Here is a 20,689-nt window from a genome sequence, read left to right on the forward strand (position 1 = left end):
CAAGCGTGCGCGGCCATCGAGACACCCGCACGATCGGGGTGACCACCCCGCCCGGACAGACCAGCGAGCCCCCGCCCAAGACCTCACCCGAGCCCTCCACCCGAGACCCCGATTAGGGCTCCCGCAAATCCCGGCCTACACTGCTCAGGTTGCCTCGGCGAGGGCGAGCATCACGTTCGGCGTGATCGACGCGGCGGCTTTGATGCCGCGCGTGTCTGTCTTCTTCCGCGCACCGCGCTGCTCGCCGCCGCAGGCTGCCGCCCCCGCCTAGCCCGCCCGACGTACAAGGAGAGCCCCACCGTGTCCGAGGTCCGTCTCGCTGCCGAGCAGCGCACCGAGTTCGGCAAGGGCGCTGCCCGCCGCACCCGCCGCGCAGGCAAGATTCCCGCAGTCCTCTACGGCCACGGCTCCGACCCCAAGCACCTGGCTCTGCCGGCACTTGAGTTCGCCCGTGTGATCCGTGAAAACGGCAGCAACGCCGTCCTGACGCTGGACATCGACAGCGCCACCGAGCTCGCGCTGACCAAGACCGTCACCACGCACCCCCTCAAGAACTACATCGAGCACGTGGACCTGCTCCTGGTCCGCCGCGGCGAGAAGGTCACGGTCGACCTCCCCGTCGTGCTCGTCGGCGAAAGCGCGCCCGGCACCCTGCTCACGCAGGACATCACCTCGGTGTCGATCGAGGCGGACGCGCTGAACATCCCGGAGCAGGTGGAGTACACCGTCGCCGGTCTCGAAGCAGGCACGCAGATCCACGCTTCGGACCTGACCCTGCCCGAGGGCGTCACCCTCATCACGGACCCCGAGGCCCTGGTCGTGGCGGTCAACGCCGCCCAGGCCGCTGACGCTCCCGAAGAGGCCGCTGAGGCCACCGAGGAAAGCTGAGCCCCATCACGTCGGGCAGTTCGAACGGCACCCCACCCCCGCACGACCGCGAGGGTGGGGTGCCGTTCGTCTACCAAGATCAAAATGGCGTGAGCCCCGCCGACGTGCGGACGGTGAAGTTCCCCCGCCACTCCCGCGCCGGCCACGGCTACGACGTCGAGCAGGTCGACGGGTTCCTGCGGCGGTTGGCGGACGCGCTGTCCGGTCGGATCAGAGTTCACCCGGACGAGGTACGCGCGGTGGTGTTCAACCGGGCCGCGTCGGACCAGCGCGGCTACGACCCGCGTCCGGTGGACGACTTCCTCGCCCGCGTGGAACGGCAGATGCGGGCCGGCTACGTGCCGCCGACCGGGTTGCGCGGCGGCGAGGACCTCATCACCGTGAAGCTGCCGAGGGCGTCGAACGGCTACGATCGGGTCGAGGTGGACGCCTTCCTCGGGCGTGCCGCCGCCGCGCTGGACGGTCGCACGAGGATGACCGCCGGCGAGGTCCGCAACACCAGGTTCAGCACGACGTCGGGTCTCCGGCGCGGCTACCGGGTGCAGGCGGTTGACGCCCTGTTGGACACCCTTGAGCAGGAGTTGCGCTTCCGTGGCCGATGAGTTGGCGCTGGTGGTCGGCCTGGGCAACCCCGGCCCGAAGTACGAGGGCAACCGCCACAACGTCGGGTTCCTCGTGCTGGACGAGCTGGCCGCCCGCGTGCGCGGCAAGTTCAAGGCGCACAAGGGCGGTGCCGAGATCGTCGAGGGCCGCCTGGCGGGCCGCCGGGTGGTCCTGGCCAAGCCCCGCAGCTTCATGAACCTCTCGGGGGGCCCGGTCGCGGGTGCCGCGAACTTCTTCAAGGTCGCGCCCGCCGACATCATCGTGGTGCACGACGAGCTGGACCTGCCCTACGGCACGGTCCGGATGAAGCTCGGCGGCGGCGACAACGGCCACAACGGTCTGCGCTCCATCACCAAGTCCCTCGGCACGAAGGACTACCTCCGCGTCCGCTTCGGCGTGGACCGCCCGCCGGGTCGCATGGACCCGGCGGACTACGTCCTGCGCGACTTCTCCGCCGCCGAGCGCAAGGAGCTCGCGTTCGAGCTGGACCGCACCGCCGACGCCGTCGAGTCGCTGCTGACCGACGGCCTCGAAGCGGCCCAGAACAAGTTCCACTAACCCGCGGGCACCAGCGACGTCGCCGCCGACCGGCGGAGCTTCCCCGACGGCGTCTTCGGCAGGCTGCCCGGCTTGAGCACGACGACCGCGAACGGCCGCAGCCCCACCGCGTCCACGACGCGCGAGGTGATCTCCTTGCGCATCGCCTTCTCGACCTCGTCGTCACCCGCGGACTTGGACTCGACCACGACGGCGAACCGCTCGCGCCGCGTCCCGGCGTCCAGCCGGACGGCGACCGCGTTGCCGGGCCGCACCCCCTCCACCGAGCAGGCCGCGCGCTCGATGTCGGTCGGGTAGATGTTGCGCCCGCCCATGATGATCACGTCCTTGCGGCGTCCGCAGACGACGATCTGCCCGTCGACCACGTACCCCTCGTCGCCGGTCTCCAGCCAGCCCTCGGCGTTCTGGGTGGCGAGCGGGCCGTCCACGGTCAGGTAGCCGGGCGTCACGGCTTCGCCGCGCACCCGCAGCTGGCCCACGTGCCGCTCGGGGAGGACGTTGCGGTCCTCGTCGACGGCGTGCACCTCCAGGCCGGGCACGGGCGGCCCGAGGAGGGGGAACGTGCGGGCGTTGGGCGTGTCCTCGGGCACCGGCACCGCGCGGTGCTCGGCCTCCAGCTGGTCGGGGTCGACGACGTCGACGGCGAGCCCGGTGAAGACCGGCGCGAACGCCACGGCCAGGGTCACCTCGGCCATGCCGTACGCGCACATGACCGACTCGGGGCGCAGGCCGAAGCGCGCGCCGGCGTCGGTGAACGCGCGCACGGCGGCCGGGTCGATCGGCTCGGCGCCGTTGAGCGCGAGCCGCATCGACGACAGGTCGAAGGCGTTGTCGTCCTCCACGGTCGACATGCGCCGGGCGACGATCGAGTACGCGAAGTTGGGGGCCGCGGTGATGGTGCCGCGGTGGCGGCTGATCAGGTCCGGCCACAGGGTCGGGCGGGCCAGGAAGTCGACCGGAGTGACCTTGACCAGGTCGATGCCGAAGAGCATCGGGATGGTCAGGAACCCGACCATGCCCATGTCGTGGAACAGCGGCAGCCACGAGATCATCGTGTCGGTCGCCGTGTCGAGCGCGGCGGCCGTGCGCATCGCGTAGGCGTTGGACATCAGGTTGCCGTGGGTGATCCGCACGGCCTTCGGGTCGGCGGTGGAGCCGCTGGTGAGCTGGAGCAGCGCGGTCGCGTCCTCGCCGACCTCGACGGGCGCGGCCAGCGGCTCGCCCGCCAGTTCGTCCAGCTTGCGGTAGCCGATGCCGTGCTGGTCCAGCACGCCCGCCAGCGCGTCGAAGGGGCTGCCGAGCAGCACCAGCTTCGAGTCGATCATCGAGAGCACCTTGATGGTGTCCGCCGCCCACTCGGCCAGGTCGGTGCGCGCGGTCGGCTGGTGCAGCATCGTCGTGCTGCCGCCCGCCATCCACACGGCTTGCACGGCGGGCGCGATCTCCGCCGGGTCGGCGGCCAGCACGGCGACGGCCGCTCCCGGCTGCGCGCCACCCTCGACGAGTCCGCCTGCCAGCCTGGCGGCGCGCTCGTGCACCTCCGCCCAGGTGCGGCGCAGGGGCGCGTTCGGCTCCCCCGTCGTCATCCCCTTGGCCCGACCTCCCGGCCCGGTGGCGGTGTCCAGCATCGTGTTCACGAACGTGCTCATGGTGGTCAGGGTAGATCGGTCGAGCCGTCCGCGTGCCGCGCGAGCGCCTTACCCCGGATCGCGTCGTCCCGCGACTCCGCATTAGGCCGTTAGGGCGAACGGATTCAGCGGCCATCCGGACATACTCGGGTGACAGGATTTCAGGGAGGCACTGGGTGGATCGGGCTGGCCACGACACGAAACAGCACCAGCCTGCGCATCCCGCGCCGCTGCTGAGCGCGGACGACATCGGCCAGGTGGTGTTCCACCGCCCGCCCGCAGGCGAGCAGGGTTACGACGAGGACAGGGTCGACGACTTCCTCGACCGCGTCGAGGAGACCCTGCGCAACAGGGACACGGTGACGGCGCGGGACATCCGCGCGATGCGGTTCCCGTTGCCCAGGCCCGGCCACGCCGGCTACCACGCCGCCGAGGTCGACATGTTCCTGGAACTGGTCGCGGAGACCCTGGAGTCGACACCGCAGCGCCGCCAGGCGACCGCGCCCGCCCTGGGGGCGCACGCGACGTCGACCAAGATGCAGCCGCCTCCCAGGCTCAAGCCGGAGGACGTCAGGGGCGTCCGCTTCCACAAGCCGCGGGGTGGCACGCCGGGCTACCACGAGGGCGAGATCGACGCGTTCCTCGCCCGCATCGAGGCCACCCTGCGCGGTCGGGACGACCTCACGGCCCTGGAGGTCCAGGAGGCCGAGTTCAGCGAGGCGACGCCGGACCAGTTCGGCTACGACGAGGACGACGTCGACATGTTCCTCGACCTGGTCGTCGTCACGCTGGAGCAGTCGCCGCCGGTGGCGGTCCAGCCGGAGTTCGTCGAGCCCCCGCTGACGGCGCGGGACGTGCGGACGGCGGCGTTCGGCAAGCCCCCGCGCGGCAGGCGCGGCTACCAGGAGTCCCAGGTGGACAAGTTCCTGGACCGCATCGAGGACACCCTCCTGGGGCAGGACGACCTGACGGCGGCGGACATCAAGGAGATGAGGTTCAGCCGCCCGCTGATCGGCCGCAGGGGCTACGACGAGGACGAGGTGGACGCCTTCCTGGCGCGGGTCGAACGCCAGCTCGCGGGCGGTCCCGGTGCTCCGGGCAGGATCCCGCCGATCCAGAGCTGGAAGCAGCTGCGCCAGGTGCGCCTGCCCCCGGCGGCCCCGAACCAGCGCGGCTACAGACAGGCCCAGGTAGACCGCATGCTGGAGGAGATCGGCATCGCGCTGGACGGGATGCTGGGAGCGACCTCCTCGGACATCTCCAAGGTCAGGTTCGCCCACGCGCTGCTCAACGGCCAGGGCTACGACTGCGCCTTCGTCGACGACCTCATGCCCCGCCTGGCAGCGGAACTGCGCCGACGGGGTCGCTGAACGCGGAGGGGGCGGCGTTCCGCGGAACGCCGCCCCCTCGTTCGTCGGCTCAGCCCTCGACCAGCTCGGCGGCGGCCATCCACTGCTCCTCGACCTCGGCCACCTCGGCGTGCACGGCCCGCAGCTCGGCGTCCAGGGCCAGCAGCCGCTCCGGTTCGGTGGCCGCGGCGGCCAGCGCAGCGTGCAGCTCGGCCTCCTTCTTCTGGAGCGTCGTCATCCGCCGCTCCAGCTTCGACAGCTCCTTGCGGGCGGCCCGCTGGTCGGCGGCGCTCGACACCGCGACCGGCACCGGCACCGCTTCCCGTGACGCGGCGAGTTCGCGCTGGGAGTCCCGCCGCAGCAGGTACTCCTCGATGCCGCCGGGCAGGTCGGTCAGCCCGCCGTCGCCGAACAGCGCGACGACCTGGTCGCACACCCGTTCCACCAGGTACCGGTCGTGCGAGATCACCACGAGCGTCCCCGGCCAGGAGTCGAGCAGGTCCTCCAGCTGCTGGAGCGTGTCGATGTCCAGGTCGTTCGTCGGCTCGTCGAGCAGCAGCACGTTCGGCTCGGCCATGAGCAGCCTGCAGAGCTGCAACCGCCGCCGCTCACCGCCGGACAGGTCGGACACGGGCGTCCACTGCTTCTGCGAGGAGAACCCGAACCGCTCCCCCAGCTGCGAGGCGGACATCTCCTGCTTGCCCAGCACGACCCGCCGGGCGACCTCCTCGATGGCCTCCAGCACCCGCATCGACCCGCGCAGGTCGTGCAGCTCCTGGGTGAGGTGGGCGAGCTTCACCGTCTGGCCCTGGATGCGCCGACCGCCCTCGGTCTCCCGCTCACCGGCCAGCAGCCGCAGGAGCGTCGTCTTGCCCGACCCGTTGACGCCGACGAGCCCGATCCGGTCGCCGGGACCGATCCGCCACGTCAGGTCCTTGACCAGCGTCCGGTTGCCGACGGTGAGGGTCGCGTCCTCCAGCTCCAGCACCGTGCGCCCGAGGCGGCGCTTGGCGAACGCCAGCAGCTCGACCTTGTCGCGGGGCGCGGGCACGTCGGAGATCAGCGCCTCGGCGGCGTCGATGCGGTAGCGGGGCTTGGAGGTGCGGGCCGGGGCGCCGCGGCGCAGCCAGGCCAGCTCCTTGCGGGCCAGGTTGCGGCGCTTCTCCTCCAGGGTGTCGGCCAGCCGCCCCCGCTCGGCGCGGGCGAAGATCCAGTCCGCGTAGCCGCCCTCGTACTGCTCCACCTGGCCGCCGACGACCTCCCACGTGCGGGTGCAGACGGTGTCGAGGAACCAGCGGTCGTGCGTCACGACCACGAGCGCCGACTTGCGGGCCAGCAGGTGCGCGGCCAGCCAGCGCACGCCCTCGACGTCGAGGTGGTTGGTCGGCTCGTCCAGCACCAGCAGGTCGAGGTCCTGCACCAGCGCGGCGGCCAGCGCGACGCGGCGCCGCTCGCCACCGGACATGGTCCCGACGGGCGAGTCCAGGCCCAGCGCGGTGATCCCCAGTCCGTCCAGGATGGACCGGACGCGGGCGTCGGCGGCCCACTCGTGCTCCGCGTCGAACCCGAGCGGGTCGATCACGGCGTGCCGGACGGTGGAGCCCTCGGGCAGCTCGGTCCGCTGGGTCACCACGGCCATGGACAGCCCGCGGTTCTGGCTCACGCGCCCCGAGTCGGGGTCTTCGAGGCCCGCCAGGACCTCCAGCAGGGTGGTCTTGCCGCCACCGTTGAGGCCCACCACCCCGATCCGATCGCCGTCACCGACACCGAGGGACACCCCGTCCAGCAGGGGCCGGACGCCGAACGACTTGGACACGGACTCGAGGTTGACCAGGTTGGCCATCGTGGAAGCGCACCTTCAGAGTAGGGAGGAGGAAGAGCGGGACTTAGGCGTGGACCTCGGGCGGCACCGGTCGGGGTGCTTCCTCGGAGGCCACGACGCGGGCGCCGGGCATGGGCCCCTGGGCGACGCGGACGGTCCGGCACACGCCCGCACCGGCCAGCTCGGCGGCGACCCGCACGGCCGAGTCGGCGTCGGTGCAGAGGAACGCGCAGGTCGGGCCGGACCCGGACACCATCCCGGCGAGGGCACCGGCGTTGACCCCGGCGCGCAGCGTGCGCCGCAGGTTGGGCCGCAGCGACACGGCGGCGGCCTGGAGGTCGTTGCCGAGCAGCAGGGCGAGCTGCCGGGGGTCGCCGGACGCGAGGCCTTCGAGCACGGCCTCGGCGGCCCCGACGCGCGGCGGGTTGCCGTCGGTGCGCAGCCGGTCGAGTTCCCCGAACACCTCGGGCGTCGAGAGGCCGCCCTTGTCGAACGCGATGACCCAGTGGAACGGGTGCCGGGCGAGGACGGGCACGATCTGGTCGCCGCGGTCCGTGCCCAGGGCGGTGCCGCCGTACAGCGCGAACGGGACGTCGGCGCCGATGCCGCGGGCGAGGGTGGCCAGCTCGTCCCGACCGATCTCCAGCCGCCACAGGGAGGCGAGACCGACCAGTGCGGCGGCCGCGTCGGCGCTGCCGCCCGCCATGCCGCCCGCGACGGGGATGTTCTTGCGGATCACCACGCGGACCTTCGGGTCCTCGGGGTCGCGCCCCACGTGCGCGGCGAGCGCCCGCACGGCCATCCAGGCGAGGTTCGTCGGACCGGTCGGCACGGAGTCGGCGCCTTCGCCGCGCACCTCCACGCCGGGGTCGTCGGCGACCGCCACCGTGACGTCGTCGTGCAGCGACAGCGCCTGGAAGATGGTGACCATGTCGTGGTAGCCGTCAGCGCGGAGGTTCCCGACGGCCAGGTGGAGGTTGACCTTGGCCGGGACGCGGACGGTGACCGGGGGTGGGACTACGGCGAGCACGACATGCAGCCTACGGGCGTCGAGGACGTGTTCGCTCCCACCGGCCCGCGGCCGAGGCCGCCCGACGGGGGTCGAGCGGCTCGGCGCACTGGTCAGACGGGCAGGACGGCCCCGGCGAACTTCTGGTTGATGTAGTCCTTGACCTGCTGCGACTGGAGCAGGGCGAGCAGGTCCCCGATCCTCTTGTCGCCCTTCAGCTCGGCGCGGGTGACGAGGCCGTTGGCGTTGGGGTTGCCCTCGGCCTTCTCCAGCACGAGGGCGTCCGAGGCGGGCTTGAGGCCCGCGTCGATCGCGTAGTTGCCGTTCACGACGGACGCGTCGGTGTCCTCCAGCGACCGGGGCAGCTGGGCGGCCTCCAGTTCGACGAACTCCAGCTTCTTCGGGTTGTCCTCGACGTCGCGGATCGTCGCGGTCTCCTCGGTGCCCGCCTTGACCTTGATCAGCCCGTTGGCCTGGAGCAGCTTGAGGCCGCGCGCCTCGTTGGTCGCGTCGTTGGCGACGCCGACCTTGGCGCCCTCGGGCAGGTCGGTGAGCTTCTCGTGCTTCGTCGAGTACACGCCGAGCGGTTCCAGGTGCACCGGGCCGATCCACTCCAGCGCGGCGCCGCTGGACTGCTTGACCGTGTCCAGGTACGGCACGGTCTGGAAGTAGTTGGCGTCCAGCGATCCGTCGACCAGGGCGGTGTTCGGCTGGACGTAGTCGGTGAACTCGACGACCTCGATCTTGAGGCCCTTCTCGGCGGCCAGGGTGTCGGCCACGTGCTTGAGGATCTCGCCGTGGGGCGTGGGGCTGACACCGACCTTCAGCGGGGCTGAGGGGTCGGTCGCGGCGGTGGTGCCGCTGCCACAGCCCGCCGCGGTCAGCAGCAGGGCGACGAGGGCAGCACGAATGCGCATGGGGTTCCTTTGTGCGTCGGCGGTGGCCGATGAGTGGGTCGAACGGGGGGTGTCCGGAGTCGGACTAGACGGACGCGTGCCTGCGCCGGTCGGCGGAACGGGCGGCGCGAGTGAAGGCGAACTGGATGACCGTGGTCACCACGGCGAGCCAGGCGACGGTGGCCCACAGGACCCGGTCGTTGAACCGCTGGTAGCCCTCGCGGATCGCCAGGTCGCCGAGCCCGCCGCCGCCGATGATCCCGGCCATGGCGGAGTAGCCCAGCACGGCGATCACGGTCACGCCGATCGCGTTGATCAAGGCGGGCAACGATTCCCGGAGCAGCACGCTGCGCACGATCCGCAGCGTGCCCGCCCCGGTCGTCACGGCCGCCTCGACCACGGCGACGTGCACCTCGGACAGGATGTTCTGCACCAGCCTCCCGACGAACGGCACGGCGCCGATCGACAGCGGCACGATCACCGCGCTGGTGCCGATCGAGCTGCCGAGCACCAGCCGGGTGAGCGCCGTCAACGCGATGAGCAGGACCACGAACGGCATCGAGCGCCCGAGGTCGGTGATGAAGCCCAGAGCCCTGTGCAGCAGAGGGCTGGGCTTCAGCCCACCGGGAGCGGTGAGCTGGAGCCAGACCCCTACCGGGATGCCGAGCACGGTCGCGACCAGGGTGGAGACGCCCACCATGTACAACGTCTCGCCGGTTGCGTCGACGAGCATGTCGAACACGGTGGACCAGGGTGTCGCAGACCTCACGCAGCTACTCCCTGCGGACCCTTGAGGGTGCGCTGGACGGAGGCGCCCGCTTCGGAGATCCACTCCAGCGCGGAGTCGGCGCGCTCACCCTTGAGGCCGACGCGGAAGCGCGCGACCGGCGTCTCGGCGAGCCGCGTGAGCCCGCCGCCGAGCAGGTTCAGCTCGACGCCGAACCGGCTGGTGACCTCGGGCAGCAGCGCGCCGACGGCCGCGAAGCCGACCAGCACGACGTCCGCGACGCGGTCGAAACGGCTCTCCGCCAGCGGGTTCTGGTCGATCGCGGGCAGCAGCGACGCGGCGGTGCGGCTGGCGCCGTCCGACACCAGGTCCAGCACGCGGCCGTGCTCCACGACCCGGCCGTCCTCCAGCACGGCGACGTCGTCGCAGATCCGGCGCACCACGGCCATGTCGTGCGTGACGACGAGGACGGTGATGCCGAGTTCGGCGCGGGCGCGGTCCAGCACGGTCAGCACCGACCCGGTCGTGTCGGGGTCGAGCGCGGACGTCGGCTCGTCGGCGAGCAGCACCGACGGCCCGGCCGCCAGCGCGCGGGCGACGGCGATGCGCTGGCGCTGGCCGCCGGAGAGCTGGTCCGGGTAGCTGCCCGCCTTCTCGGTCAGGCCGACCAGGTCGAGCAGTTCGGCGACGCGGTTGCGGCGCTGCGGACCGGGCACGCCCGCGGACTCCAGCGGCAGTGCCACGTTGCCCGCGGCGGTGCGCTGCCGGAGCAGTGAATCCCCTTGCGGCACAACGCCGATCTGCCGACGGGCGGCGCGCAGCGCGGTGCCGTCCAGCGAGACGAGGTCGGTGCCGTCGACGCGGATCGCGCCGCTGTCGGGGCGCTCCAGCAGTGCGACGCACCGGGCGAGGGTGGACTTGCCCGCTCCGCTCGGCCCGACGACCCCGAGGACGGTGCCGGCCTGGACTTCCAGGTTGACGCCGTCGAGGGCCACGACCGGGCCTGAGTGCCCGGCGAAGGACTTGGTGAGGTTTTCGACAGTGATCACGTTTTCGCTCCACGGCTACGCGCGGCGTCGCAGTGCTTGTGGCATGCGGCGGCCGTCCTCAATGGACCGTCCGATGAGGACGGCGAGGAATTCGGGTAGAGGCTAGGGGGTAAGGAGAAGCGCCTGTACGAGTTAGCGTCGACAGCCCGTGTTGGTGCGGCGGCACTGGTCGACCGTCCGGCGCCGCGTGAGCATTCCCTGCGTGGGCACGTAATCCTCCATCGAGCCTGGCGGAAGCACCTGCCCGCGTCCAGCGGGTGGTTGCTGCGGCGTCAAAGAGCCAGGTCTCTCGGCCGCTCGGGATGGCAACACGAGTACACCCGACCCGAGGCCGCAAACGCAAGCCCGAAAGGCCCACAATCTGGGATCGTTCGAGAAGTCACACTTCTGGACCAGCATCCACGCCTGAATCCGGTACCGAACCCACGGATCACCGGCCAATCGGCCTACTGGCCGATGATCAACCGGACCCCTTACGTCCGAACAGGTGAATCGGGTGAGCCACACCGCTCAACCCCTGGCCATTCCCGCTCAACCGGCCCACGCCGCGGAACAACCCCAGCGCGGCTCACGACAACCCACACCCTGGAACCGCACCACGCACGACCGGCCTTCGCCACCCCCTGGCCGAGACACCAACTCCTCGACCGCCAGGGCTCGGACGGCAACACCGGGCCACCGCCAGCCCTCGCCTCAAGCCAGCCGACCCCACCGCCGAGCCACCCCGCTCCCACGGACCACACCCGAGCAGCCGCCACACAGACCACATCCCGAGCAGGCCGGCTCCGACTCCACCCGAGGAAACCGGCACCCACCTCACCGACCTCACGCCGAACGAACCGGCCCCCGCCGACCCCGCCCGAACAAACCGGCACCACCTCACCCGAACAGCCAGCCCACCGACCTCACGCCCAACAAGCCAGCCCCCGCCGATCCCGCCGAACAAACCGGCACCACCTCACCCGAACAGCAGTCCCACCGACCCCACCCCGAACAAGCCGGCCCAGCCGACCCCGCCCGAGCTAAACCGGCCCCCACCTCACCCGAACAGCAGCCCCACCGACCTCAGCCCGAGCGAACCGGCCCACCAAGCCCTCGACCACCCGCGCCCCAGCCCCCGCGCCACACCCCGAGCACCCCGAACCCCTGGCTCCCGAACGCCCAGCCGCCGACCCCACCCGCCCCGAGCCGACCCCCGAAAAATGTCGGACCCCTCCCGTAGCGTGTGCGTCGGGGGGTCCTCACGACAGGAGCACCCCCGCCCCGCGCACCCCGAGCCGGCCGCCGGTCACACCGTCGCGGCGATGCGGGCGAAGTCCTCCACGCTCAACTGCTCCCCGCGGATACCGGGGTCCACACCGGCCGCGACGAGCCGCCGCTCAGCCTCCACAGCGGACCCTGCCCACCCGGACAGCGCGGCCCGCATGGTCTTCCGCCGCTGCGCGAAAGCCGCGTCCACCAACGTGAACAGCGCCCGCCGGTCCACAGTGGACATCAACTCCGGGCGACGCTTGAACGCCACCAGCGCCGAGTCCACGTTGGGCACGGGCCAGAACACCGACCGAGGCACGGGCCCCGCGCGCCGGGCGTCGGCGTACCAGGCGAGCTTCACGCTCGGCACCCCGTACACCTTGCTGCCGGGCCCGGCGGCCATCCGGTCGGCCACCTCGGCCTGCACCATCACGAGCCCCTTGGTCAACGACGGCAGCTCGGCCATCAGGTGCAGCACGACCGGCACGGCCACGTTGTACGGCAGGTTCGCGACGAGCGCGGTCGGGGCGACCGGCAGGTCGGCCGCCTGGACGCGCATGGCGTCGGCGAGCACCACGTGGAGCCGGTCGGCCAGCTCGGGTGCCCGTTCCAGCGCCGTCCGCGGCAGCCTGGCGGCCAGGACGGGGTCGATCTCCACGGCGACGAGGGCGCGGCACGCGGGCAGCAGCGCGAGCGTCAGGGAGCCGAGGCCGGGACCGACCTCCAGCACGACGTCGTCCGGGGTCAGCTCCGCCACCGTCACGATGCGCCGAACCGTGTTCGGGTCGTGCACGAAGTTCTGACCGAGCTTCTTGGTGGGGCGGATGTCCAGTTCGGCCGCTAGGCGCCGAACGTCGGCCGGGCCGAGGAGCATGCTCCCCGGCCCGGTCGACGACGGTTGTTCAGTCACGCGGCAATTGTTACGCCAAGCCCAACTTGGCGCGGCAACCGGGCCACGCGGTGTACTTGCCGCCCGCGGCGTCGCGGACCTTGGTCGCGACGGCGATCTGCTGCTCGCGGGTCGCCTGGTGGGCCATCGGGGCGTACTGGCCGCCGCCGTTGGCCGTCCACGTGGACGGGCTGAACTGGAGGCCGCCGTAGTAGCCGTTGCCGGTGTTGATGGCCCAGTTGCCGCCGGCCTCGCAGCCCGCGAGCCGGTCCCAGTCGCTGCCGTCGGAGATGACGGGGTTGGGAGCGGCCTTGGTGCCCTTGCGGACCTTCTTGGCGACGGCTTCCTTGGTGACCTTGGAGCCGATCTTCTCCCGGCCGACCTCCTGGCCGTTCTTGAGCGTGACGCGGTAGGAGTTGATCTCCTCGCCCGCGACGCCCTCCTGCTCGACCTTGGTCTCGCCCTTGGGCATCTCGGCGTCGAGGATCTCCTCGACGGGAGCCTTGATGGGCTCGGTCACGTTGATGACGGAGACGCCGGTGCGGCTGATGTGGATCTCGGCGCCGTTGGCGATCTTGAGGTCCGCTCCGCCCTCGACGGTGTCCTCGGCGCCCAGCGGCGTCATGTTCTCGGCCTGCATCAGCTCGCCGACCGTCAGCGCGGTCGTCTTGAGCTGGCGCGGCTCGTTGCCGCCGTCGTAGACGGTGACGTTCTTGAGGCTCTTGACCTGGAGCGCCATGCCGCCGAGCGGCACGTCCTTGCCGCGGTCGTCGGAGACCCAGGCGCCGTCGTCGTTGATGCCGAGCTGGTCGAGCGCCTCGCCGACGCTGACGGAGCGGACCCAGCCCTCCTTCTGCTCGCCGTCGACGGTCGCCTTCACCAGTCGGCCGCGGTCGAGGGTGATCTTGCCGCCGTCGCCGACCTTGGCGTTGGGCGACGGGCTCAGCGCGTCGTGCTCGCCGACCGCGATGCCCTCGTCGGCGAGGATGTCACCGACGGTCGAGTCGAACGTGCGGACGGTCTTCTCCTGGCCGTCCACGTCGACCGTGATCGACTTGTCCATCGCGATGGCGGTCGCGCCGCCGCCCGTGATGGTCACCAGCAGCGCGAGCACGGTCGCCTTGAGGAACTTGCGCTTCCACGTGCTCACGGCCTCCACGAGGGCCGGGGGCGGGCCGTCGGGCTGCTCGGGGGCGAACTTCGCCGCCAGGACGTCCTCGGGCAGCTCGTCGGGGATGACGATGGCCGGGAGGAGCGTGGTCTCGGCGTTGATGAGCCGGATCAGCTCGTCGACGTCGACGTTGGCCGTGGCGAGCAGTTCGTCGGCGTCAGAGCCGAGGACCTCGTACACGTCGGCCGGCGTGACGCCCAGCCCGGTGAAGCCGGGGGAGCTCGGGTGGTCGACGAGGGCCGGGGGTTCCATGACACCCGTCGCGGTGGCGGTGCCGGTCACCGGGGTGAACCAGTCGGTGTCGTCGTTGAACGAGTACACCGAGCCGTCCTCGCGGGGTCTGCCGCGTTCCATCACAGGGTCGATACCTCCTGAAGGCGGGAGCCAGCGCTCCTCGCACCATGGGTGCTACCTGACGTGCAGCGGAGAAACTCGACTGCTCCTCGGCAACTCCCGTGCGTTCGCTCGACTACTCGCTTCTGGCAGTGGTACCCGCCCCGACAACGGGTGTGCTCCCCCTCGGCAGATTTCGCCGTTCGGGGGCACGGTCACGGGACCGTAACGGAGGTCGGGAAGTTCCGCAAACACCCTGTTCGGAGTTGTGATGTGGGACACCCCAATGGCGGAGCAAACGGCTGCTCCATTCGTCGTAGAGAGCATTACGACCACTCCACGTCACGAAGGCCGAACACGCGCTCGGCATTCCGGGTGACAGCGACTCCAAACTCCGCCAGATCAACACCACGGAGCGTAGCGATTGCCCGAAGGGTGTAATTCGCGGCGTACGGCTCGTTCGGGCGTCCCCGGAACGGGTGGGGGGTCAGGAAAGGAGCGTCCGTCTCGACCAGGATCCGGTCCTCCGGCACCCACCGCGCCACCTCGCGCAGCGCCGCCGAGTTCTTGAACGTCACCGGCCCCGCGAAGGAGAGGACGAACCCGCGCTCCACGCAGGACCGCGCGAAGTCGAGGTCGCCGGAGAAGCAGTGGAAGACCACAGTGGACGGAGCACCCTCGGCGTCCAAAGTGGCCAGGACGTCAGCGTGCGCGTCCCGGTCGTGGATCATCAGAGCTTTGCCGGTGTGCTTGGAAAGCTCGATGTGCCAACGGAAAGCTGCTTGCTGGGCCGCGGGCGGCGAGTAGTCCCAGTAGTAGTCGAGCCCGGTCTCGCCGATCGCGACCACGCGCGGGTGCTCGGCGAGCTTCGCCAGCTCGTCGCGCTCGGCGTCGCCGAAGGACGCCGTGCGGGTCGGGTGCAGCGCGACCGCGCCGAACACCCTCGGGTCCCAGGTGGACGCTTCCGCGACCCACCGGGCGGACGGCAGGTCGTCGGCGACCGTGACGACCCGGTCGATCCCCGCCGCTTCGGCCCGGTCGAGCACCTCGACCACGGCCTCGCGGGTCAGCGCGCCGCACGCGTCCAGGTGCGTGTGCGAGTCGACCACCGGCGCCGGGAGCTTCTCCGGAACCGGTGGTCGCTCACCGTGTCTCTTGGACGTCACTTGACGATCGGAGCCCACTCCGGCCCGGTCTCGCCCAGTTCGGGGTCGAGCTTCGCGAACAGCGGCGCGGGCTTCTCCAGCGGCCTGCCGACCTCGATCGGCGTCGAACCCCAGGTCGCCTGCTCACCCGCGTAGTCACCGGTCAGGATCGGGTACTTGCGGTCCGTCTCGTCCAGGTCGGTGACCTCGACCACCTGCGGCTGCGCGGCCCACACGCCCGTGCCGCCCAGCGCCTCGTGCACCTTCTGCGCCGAGTGCGGCAGGAACGGCGTGAGCAGCGTGTTCGCGTCCTGCACGACCTGGAGCGCGGTGTGCAGGATCGTGTCGCGGCGGTCCGGGTCGTCCTTGACCTTCCACGGCTCCTGCTCGGACAGGTACCGGTTCGCGGCCGTGACGACCCGCATGGCCTCGCTGGAGGCGAGCTTGAACCGGGAGCGGCGCAGGTTCGCGCCGACCGTCTCGAACGCCGCGCGCGAGAGCGCCTTCAGCTCCTCGTCCGCCGCCGTCGGGGCCGACGGGCGCGGGATGGCGCCGACGTTCTTGTGCGCCATCGAGACGGACCGGTTGACCAGGTTGCCCCACTCGTTGGCCAGCTCGAAGTTGGTGCGCCGGACGAACTCGTCCCAGGTGAAGTCGGTGTCCTGGTTCTCGGGACCCGCCACCGAGATGAAGTAGCGCAGCGCGTCCGGACCGAAGTCGCGGAGGAAGTCGCGCACGTAGATCACGGTGCCGCGGGAGGTGGAGAACTTGGAGCCGCTCATCGTGAGGAACTCGCTGGAGACGACCTCGGTCGGCAGGTTCAGGTTCCCGAAGGAGCCGGCCTGACCGCCCTTGTCGCCCGCGCCGTTCTGCCCCATCAGCAGCGACGGCCAGATCAGCGAGTGGAAGACGATGTTGTCCTTGCCCATGAAGTAGTAGCCCTGTGCCGAGGGGTCGGTCCAGAACTCCTTCCAGGCGTCGTCGTTCCCGCTGCGCCGCGCCCACTCGACGCTGGCCGACAGGTAGCCGATCACCGCGTCGAACCACACGTAGAACCGCTTCATCGGCTGGTCGCGCCAGCCGTCCAGCGGCACCGGGATGCCCCAGTCGAGGTCGCGGGTGATCGCGCGCGGACGCAGGTCGCCGAGCAGGTTCTGGCTGAACTTGAGGACGTTCGGCCGCCAGTCCGCGCGGCTCTGGAGGTACGTGCCGAGCGACTCGGAGAACGCGGGCAGGTCGAGGAACAGGTGCTCGGTCTCGATGAACTTCGGGACCTCGCCGTTGATCCGCGACCGCGGGTTCTTCAGGTCGGCGGGGTCGAGCTGGTTGCCGCAGTTGTCGCACTGGTCGCCGCGCGCGCCGTCGTACCCGCAGATCGGGCAGGTGCCCTCGATGTAGCGGTCGGGCAGCGTCCGGCCGGTGGACGGGCTGATCGCGCCCATCTGCGTCTTCGGGACGATGTAGCCGTTGCGCCACATGCCGAGGAACAGCTCCTGCACCACCCTGTAGTGGTTGCCGGTGGTGGTGCGGGTGAACAGGTCGTAGGAGAGGCCGAGGCCCTGGAGGTCCTCGGCGATCACGCGGTTGTACTTGTCGGCCAGCTCGCGGGTGGTCAGGCCCTCCTGGTCGGCCTGCACCGAGATCGGTGTGCCGTGCTCGTCGGTGCCGCTGACCATGAGCACCCGGTTGCCCGACATTCGCATGTAGCGGGAGAACACGTCGGAGGGGACACCGAAACCGGAAACGTGGCCGATGTGGCGGGGGCCGTTGGCGTATGGCCAGGCCACCGCCGTCAACACGGGGGCACTCATGCGGGTAAGCCTACGGATGACCACCGACAGCCCGTGCATCGGTCGGCCGACGAGGTCTCCTCAAGCGTGATTTACCTCACATAACCCCGGTCGCTACGCCCTGACCGCGTGAAAAGTTGCACCGGACAACGCTCAACTTCGCAGGCCGTCGCACCCATCGACCTGGACATGGGCGGAAACCGGTGGTGGCTCGGCGCCGTGGTGTTCGGCGCCGTCGCGGCGATGACGATGACGTTGGCGTTCCTCGGCACCGAGCGGACGGGGCGGGAGGTGCCGGTGCTCACGGTGACCCCGGCGGCCACGGCCTACTCGTCACCGCCGACCGTCGCGGAGCCGCCCCCTGCGATCCCCGAGCCCGTGCCCGACCCCCCACCGGCGCTGGACCCCGGCCCGCGCGAGCTCGACGGGCTCGCCGAACTGGCCGAGGGCATCGACCTCGGCGTGGTCGTGCGCGACCGGCAGACCGGCGAGGACCTGTACGCGCACAACCCGGACCAGCGGTTCGACTCCGCGTCGCTGGTCAAGATCCTCATCGCGCTCGACGCCCTGGAGAACCAGGGGGAACGGGAGGCGACCGTCGCCGAGATGCTCGCGACCAGCGACGACGAGGAGGCGAGCCGGATGTGGTCGGCGGGCGGCGGCGCACGGCTCGTGGCCACGTGGGCCGAGCGGATCGGCCTGGTGGACACGCTCCCGCCGAAGGACTCCAACCGCTGGGGCGACACCCCGACCACCGCGGCGGACCTGGTGCTGCTCTACCAGTACCTGTTCGAGGACCCCAACGGCTCCGCGGTGCTCGACGGGCTCGGCGGGATGACCGACTTCGGCTCGGACGGCTTCGACCAGCGCTTCGGCGTCCCGGCGGCGGCGGGCGACCGGCACCGGGCCGCCAAGCAGGGCTGGTCGTGCTGCACCGATCACCGGACCACGCACTCCACCGGCCTCGTCGGGCCGGGCAGCCGGTACGTGGTCGTCGTCCTCACCGGTCAGCCGGTGGAGACCTCCGCGCCCGCCGCGCGGGCCAGGGTCACCGACATCGCGGCGTTCCTGCTCAGCGGGCTCTGACCGCCGCGTCGTACAGCGCCTTCTTGCTCACGCCAGCCGCCTCGGCGACCTCGGCGGCGGCGGCCTTCATCCGCTCGCCGTCCGCGACCCGCTGCCGCACCTCGACGACCAGCGCGTCGAGGTCCGCGGGCGCCTCGGCGGGCTCGGCACCGGACAGCACGACGGTGATCTCGCCGCGCACCCCGTCGACGGCCCACTCGGCCAGCTCTCCGAGACCGCCGCGCCTGACCTCCTCGTAGGTCTTGGTCAGCTCGCGGCACACCGCGGCGGCCCGGTCCGGGCCCAGCACGAACGCGGCGTCGGCGAGCGTGTCTGCGATCCGGTGCGGCGACTCGAAGAACACGACGGTGCGCGGCTCGGTCTTGAGCGCCGCGAACCACTTCCGCCGCTCGCCCTGCTTGCGCGGCGGGAACCCGTCGAAGGCGAACCGGTCGCACGGCAGCCCAGACACGGCCAGCGCCGTCGTGACCGCGGAGGGCCCCGGCAGGCACGTCACGGGCAGGTCCTCGGCCACGCACGCGGCCACCAGCCGGTAGCCGGGGTCGGACACGCTGGGCATGCCCGCGTCGGTCACCAGCAGCACCGTCGACCCGGCGTGCATGGCCTCCACCAGGCCGGGGAGCCTGCTGACCTCCACCTGGTCGTAGAAGCTCACGACCCGCCCGGAGGGCTTCACGTCCAGCGCGGACGCCAGCCAGTGCAACCGGCGGGTGTCCTCCGCCGCCACGACGTCGGCGGTCTCCAACGCCTCCACCAAGCGGGGGGAGGCGTCGCGGACGTCGCCCAGCGGCGTGGCTGCCAGAACCAAACGGCCTGATCCAGATACGGGACTCACAGCCTTCACCCTACGATCGCACTCGTGAGCCTCCTCGTGCCGCAGTCAACAGACGACGTGGTCGACGTCGGAGACGTCCCCCCGACGTCCCGCCCGGCGGGCGCCGACCGCGAGGAACGCGTCGCGGCGCTGACCCCGCGCCTGCCGTCGAACCTGGTGCGCGGCTGGCTGATGACGCTGACCCTGGCGTTCGTCGGCGGGCTGGTGCGGTTCTGGAACCTCGGGTTCCCGACCGACAAGGGCACGCCGATCTTCGACGAGAAGCACTACGTGCCGCAGGCGGCCCAGGTGGTGCGCAACGGCGGCGTCGAGGACAACCCCGGCTACGAGCTGGTGGTGCACCCGCCGCTGGGCAAGCAGCTCATCGGGCTCGGCGAGTGGATGTTCGGCTACGACGGCGTCGGCTGGCGGTTCGCCTCGGCGGTGGCGGGCACGGTCAGCATCCTGCTGATCATCCGCATCGCCCGGCGCCTGACGGGCTCCGACCTGCTCGGGGCCGTCGCGGGCATCCTGCTGATCTGCGACGGCGTCTCGCACGTCCAGTCGCGGATGGGGATGCTGGACATCTTCCTGGCCGTGTTCGTGGTGGCGGCGTTCGGCTGCCTGGTGGCCGACCGCGACCAGGTGCGCTCCCGGCTCGCCGTGGCCGTCCGCGAGGGGTGGGCCGACAGGTCGCCGTACGGGCCGTGGCTCGGTTTCCGCTGGTGGCGGTTCGGCGCGGGCGTCAGCCTCGGCCTCGCGTGCGGCGTGAAGTGGTCGGGCCTCTGGTACGTGGCCGCGTTCGGCGTCCTGTCGGTCGTGTGGAGCGCGCTGGCCCGCCGCTCGGCGGGCGTGCGCAGGCCGTGGGTCGGGTCGATCGCCAAGGACCTGGTGCCGTCGCTGGGCGGGCTGCTGCTCATCCCCGTCCTGGTCTACCTGGGCACCTGGTGGGCGTGGTTCGCCAGCGAGACCGGCGTCGACCGGCACGTGGCGGGCGTGAAGATCGGCAAGGACTCGTTCGTGCCGGAAGCCCTGCGCGCGCTCTGGTACTACAGCGGCAACGTGCTCGAGTTCCACAGCAAGCTGGTCACGCCCACCTCGAACCCGCACCCGTGGGAGTCGAAGCCGTGGACGTGGCCCATGGGCCTGCGGCCGATGCTCTACTACTACGAGGGCGCGGTGCAGGGCTGCGGCCAGGCGAGCTGCGTCGGCGCGATCATGCTGATCGGCACGCCCGCCATGTGGTGGCTGGCGTTCCCGGCCATCGCGTGGGGCCTGTGGCGCTCGATCGCGCGCCTCGACTGGCGCTACGCGGCCGTCCTCGTGGCGTACCTGGCCGGTCTGCTGCCGTGGTTCCTGAACCTGGACCGGCAGATGTACTTCTTCTACGTGACGCCGATGGCGCCGTTCCTGGTCCTGCTGATCACGCTGGCGCTCGGGCACGTGCTCGGGCCCGTGGTGGCGGGCAAGGAGAGGCGCGGCACGGGGCTGCTCGCGGTGGCCCTGTACGTGGGGCTCGTGGTGGCGAACTTCGTGTGGCTGTGGCCGATCCTGAACGGGAACCCGATCACGCCGGAGATGTGGGAGATGCAGCGCTGGCTGCCCTCGTGGAGCTAGCTCCACCCGATCGAGTGACGGGCCGACCCCCGGTTCTTGTCGGGGGTCGCCTGTTCACTGAACC

Annotated in this window: 17 protein-coding genes and 1 riboswitch; of the genes, 6 read left to right on the forward strand and 11 right to left on the reverse strand. The window is 71.3% G+C overall.

The window, feature by feature from the left end; genetic code table 11:
• The first annotated feature begins 300 nt into the window (after positions 1-300).
• The 3 genes from AC156L_RS35100 to pth all read left to right on the forward strand — a co-directional run bounded on the left by AC156L_RS35100 (position 301) and on the right by pth (position 2,049).
• Positions 301-888 carry a 50S ribosomal protein L25/general stress protein Ctc gene (locus AC156L_RS35100; protein WP_330883608.1) on the forward strand — a complete coding sequence of 196 codons (588 nt, stop codon included), beginning with the start codon at positions 301-303 and terminating at the stop codon, positions 886-888.
• Positions 889-977: 89 nt separating this feature from the next.
• On the forward strand, positions 978-1,490 hold the full coding sequence (locus tag AC156L_RS35105; RefSeq protein WP_330883606.1) for a DivIVA domain-containing protein: 513 nt from the start codon (positions 978-980) through the stop codon (positions 1,488-1,490).
• On the forward strand, positions 1,480-2,049 hold the full coding sequence (pth, locus tag AC156L_RS35110; protein WP_330883604.1) for an aminoacyl-tRNA hydrolase: 570 nt from the start codon (positions 1,480-1,482) through the stop codon (positions 2,047-2,049). The genes AC156L_RS35105 and pth overlap by 11 nt, the downstream gene beginning before the upstream one ends.
• On the opposite strand, the gene AC156L_RS35115 is transcribed toward pth, so the two are convergent.
• The gene (locus AC156L_RS35115; protein WP_330883602.1) at positions 2,046-3,698 is read right to left on the reverse strand and encodes a fatty acyl-AMP ligase; all 1,653 of its coding nucleotides are present in this window, start codon (positions 3,696-3,698) and stop codon (positions 2,046-2,048) included. The genes pth and AC156L_RS35115 overlap by 4 nt on opposite strands.
• A gap of 155 nt (positions 3,699-3,853) precedes the next feature.
• On the opposite strand from AC156L_RS35115, the gene AC156L_RS35120 reads away from it, so the two are divergent.
• Positions 3,854-5,047, forward strand: a complete 1,194-nt coding sequence (locus AC156L_RS35120) for a DivIVA domain-containing protein (protein ID WP_330883600.1) — start codon at positions 3,854-3,856, stop codon at positions 5,045-5,047.
• A 49-nt stretch (positions 5,048-5,096) separates the two neighbouring features.
• Here the strand turns inward: AC156L_RS35120 and AC156L_RS35125 are convergent, their stop codons facing one another.
• The 9 genes from AC156L_RS35125 to metG form a co-directional block, all read right to left on the reverse strand.
• The gene (locus AC156L_RS35125; RefSeq protein WP_330883598.1) at positions 5,097-6,869 is read right to left on the reverse strand and encodes an ABC-F family ATP-binding cassette domain-containing protein; all 1,773 of its coding nucleotides are present in this window, start codon (positions 6,867-6,869) and stop codon (positions 5,097-5,099) included.
• 43 nt (positions 6,870-6,912) lie between these two features.
• On the reverse strand, positions 6,913-7,878 hold the full coding sequence (locus tag AC156L_RS35130) for a 4-(cytidine 5'-diphospho)-2-C-methyl-D-erythritol kinase (protein WP_330883596.1): 966 nt from the start codon (positions 7,876-7,878) through the stop codon (positions 6,913-6,915).
• A 92-nt stretch (positions 7,879-7,970) separates the two neighbouring features.
• Entirely contained in the window at positions 7,971-8,774 is an 804-nt protein-coding gene (locus AC156L_RS35135) for a MetQ/NlpA family ABC transporter substrate-binding protein (RefSeq protein WP_330883594.1), read from the reverse strand.
• Between the two features lie 64 nt (positions 8,775-8,838).
• A complete protein-coding gene (locus tag AC156L_RS35140; RefSeq protein ID WP_330883591.1) occupies positions 8,839-9,486 on the reverse strand; it encodes a methionine ABC transporter permease in 648 nt (215 codons plus the stop codon).
• Positions 9,487-9,518: 32 nt separating this feature from the next.
• Positions 9,519-10,529, reverse strand: coding sequence for a methionine ABC transporter ATP-binding protein (locus AC156L_RS35145; protein ID WP_330883589.1), 1,011 nt, complete (start codon positions 10,527-10,529; stop codon positions 9,519-9,521).
• 215 nt (positions 10,530-10,744) lie between these two features.
• Positions 10,745-10,838, reverse strand: a riboswitch (SAM riboswitch).
• A gap of 979 nt (positions 10,839-11,817) precedes the next feature.
• Entirely contained in the window at positions 11,818-12,654 is an 837-nt protein-coding gene (gene rsmA, locus AC156L_RS35150; protein ID WP_330883616.1) for a 16S rRNA (adenine(1518)-N(6)/adenine(1519)-N(6))-dimethyltransferase RsmA, read from the reverse strand.
• 46 nt (positions 12,655-12,700) lie between these two features.
• A complete protein-coding gene (locus AC156L_RS35155; protein ID WP_330883587.1) occupies positions 12,701-14,194 on the reverse strand; it encodes a resuscitation-promoting factor in 1,494 nt (497 codons plus the stop codon).
• Positions 14,195-14,499: 305 nt separating this feature from the next.
• A complete protein-coding gene (locus AC156L_RS35160) occupies positions 14,500-15,339 on the reverse strand; it encodes a TatD family hydrolase (protein ID WP_330883585.1) in 840 nt (279 codons plus the stop codon).
• Positions 15,336-17,129 carry a methionine--tRNA ligase gene (metG, locus tag AC156L_RS35165; protein WP_330883583.1) on the reverse strand — a complete coding sequence of 598 codons (1,794 nt, stop codon included), beginning with the start codon at positions 17,127-17,129 and terminating at the stop codon, positions 15,336-15,338. Before metG ends, AC156L_RS35160 begins: the two co-directional genes overlap by 4 nt.
• 168 nt (positions 17,130-17,297) lie before the next feature.
• Here metG and AC156L_RS35170 point away from each other — a divergent pair, with 168 nt between their 5' ends.
• Entirely contained in the window at positions 17,298-18,194 is an 897-nt protein-coding gene (locus AC156L_RS35170; RefSeq protein WP_330883581.1) for a serine hydrolase, read from the forward strand.
• Here the strand turns inward: AC156L_RS35170 and rsmI are convergent.
• Positions 18,181-19,002, reverse strand: a complete 822-nt coding sequence (rsmI, locus tag AC156L_RS35175) for a 16S rRNA (cytidine(1402)-2'-O)-methyltransferase (RefSeq protein ID WP_414720123.1) — start codon at positions 19,000-19,002, stop codon at positions 18,181-18,183. The two genes, AC156L_RS35170 and rsmI, sit on opposite strands and share 14 nt — an antisense overlap.
• A gap of 51 nt (positions 19,003-19,053) precedes the next feature.
• Between rsmI and AC156L_RS35180 the strand changes: the two genes are divergently transcribed.
• Positions 19,054-20,625 (forward strand): dolichyl-phosphate-mannose--protein mannosyltransferase, encoded by a 1,572-nt coding sequence (locus AC156L_RS35180; RefSeq protein WP_414720122.1) that lies wholly within the window; start codon positions 19,054-19,056, stop codon positions 20,623-20,625.
• Positions 20,626-20,689: the final 64 nt, after the last annotated feature.

The organism is Umezawaea sp., from assembly GCF_057122925.1.

Excerpts from the sequence above, each read along its gene's own strand:
- AC156L_RS35115 (WP_330883602.1), bottom strand. The coding sequence starts at position 3,698 with ATGAGCACGTTCGTGAACACGATGCTGGACACCGCCACCGGGCCGGGA.
- AC156L_RS35125 (WP_330883598.1), bottom strand. The coding sequence starts at position 6,869 with ATGGCCAACCTGGTCAACCTCGAGTCCGTGTCCAAGTCGTTCGGCGTC.
- AC156L_RS35135 (WP_330883594.1), bottom strand. The coding sequence starts at position 8,774 with ATGCGCATTCGTGCTGCCCTCGTCGCCCTGCTGCTGACCGCGGCGGGC.
- AC156L_RS35140 (WP_330883591.1), bottom strand. The coding sequence starts at position 9,486 with ATGCTCGTCGACGCAACCGGCGAGACGTTGTACATGGTGGGCGTCTCC.
- rsmA (WP_330883616.1), bottom strand. The coding sequence starts at position 12,654 with ATGCTCCTCGGCCCGGCCGACGTTCGGCGCCTAGCGGCCGAACTGGAC.
- AC156L_RS35155 (WP_330883587.1), bottom strand. The coding sequence starts at position 14,194 with ATGGAACGCGGCAGACCCCGCGAGGACGGCTCGGTGTACTCGTTCAAC.
- metG (WP_330883583.1), bottom strand. The coding sequence starts at position 17,129 with ATGAGTGCCCCCGTGTTGACGGCGGTGGCCTGGCCATACGCCAACGGC.
- AC156L_RS35170 (WP_330883581.1), top strand. The coding sequence starts at position 17,298 with ATGGGCGGAAACCGGTGGTGGCTCGGCGCCGTGGTGTTCGGCGCCGTC.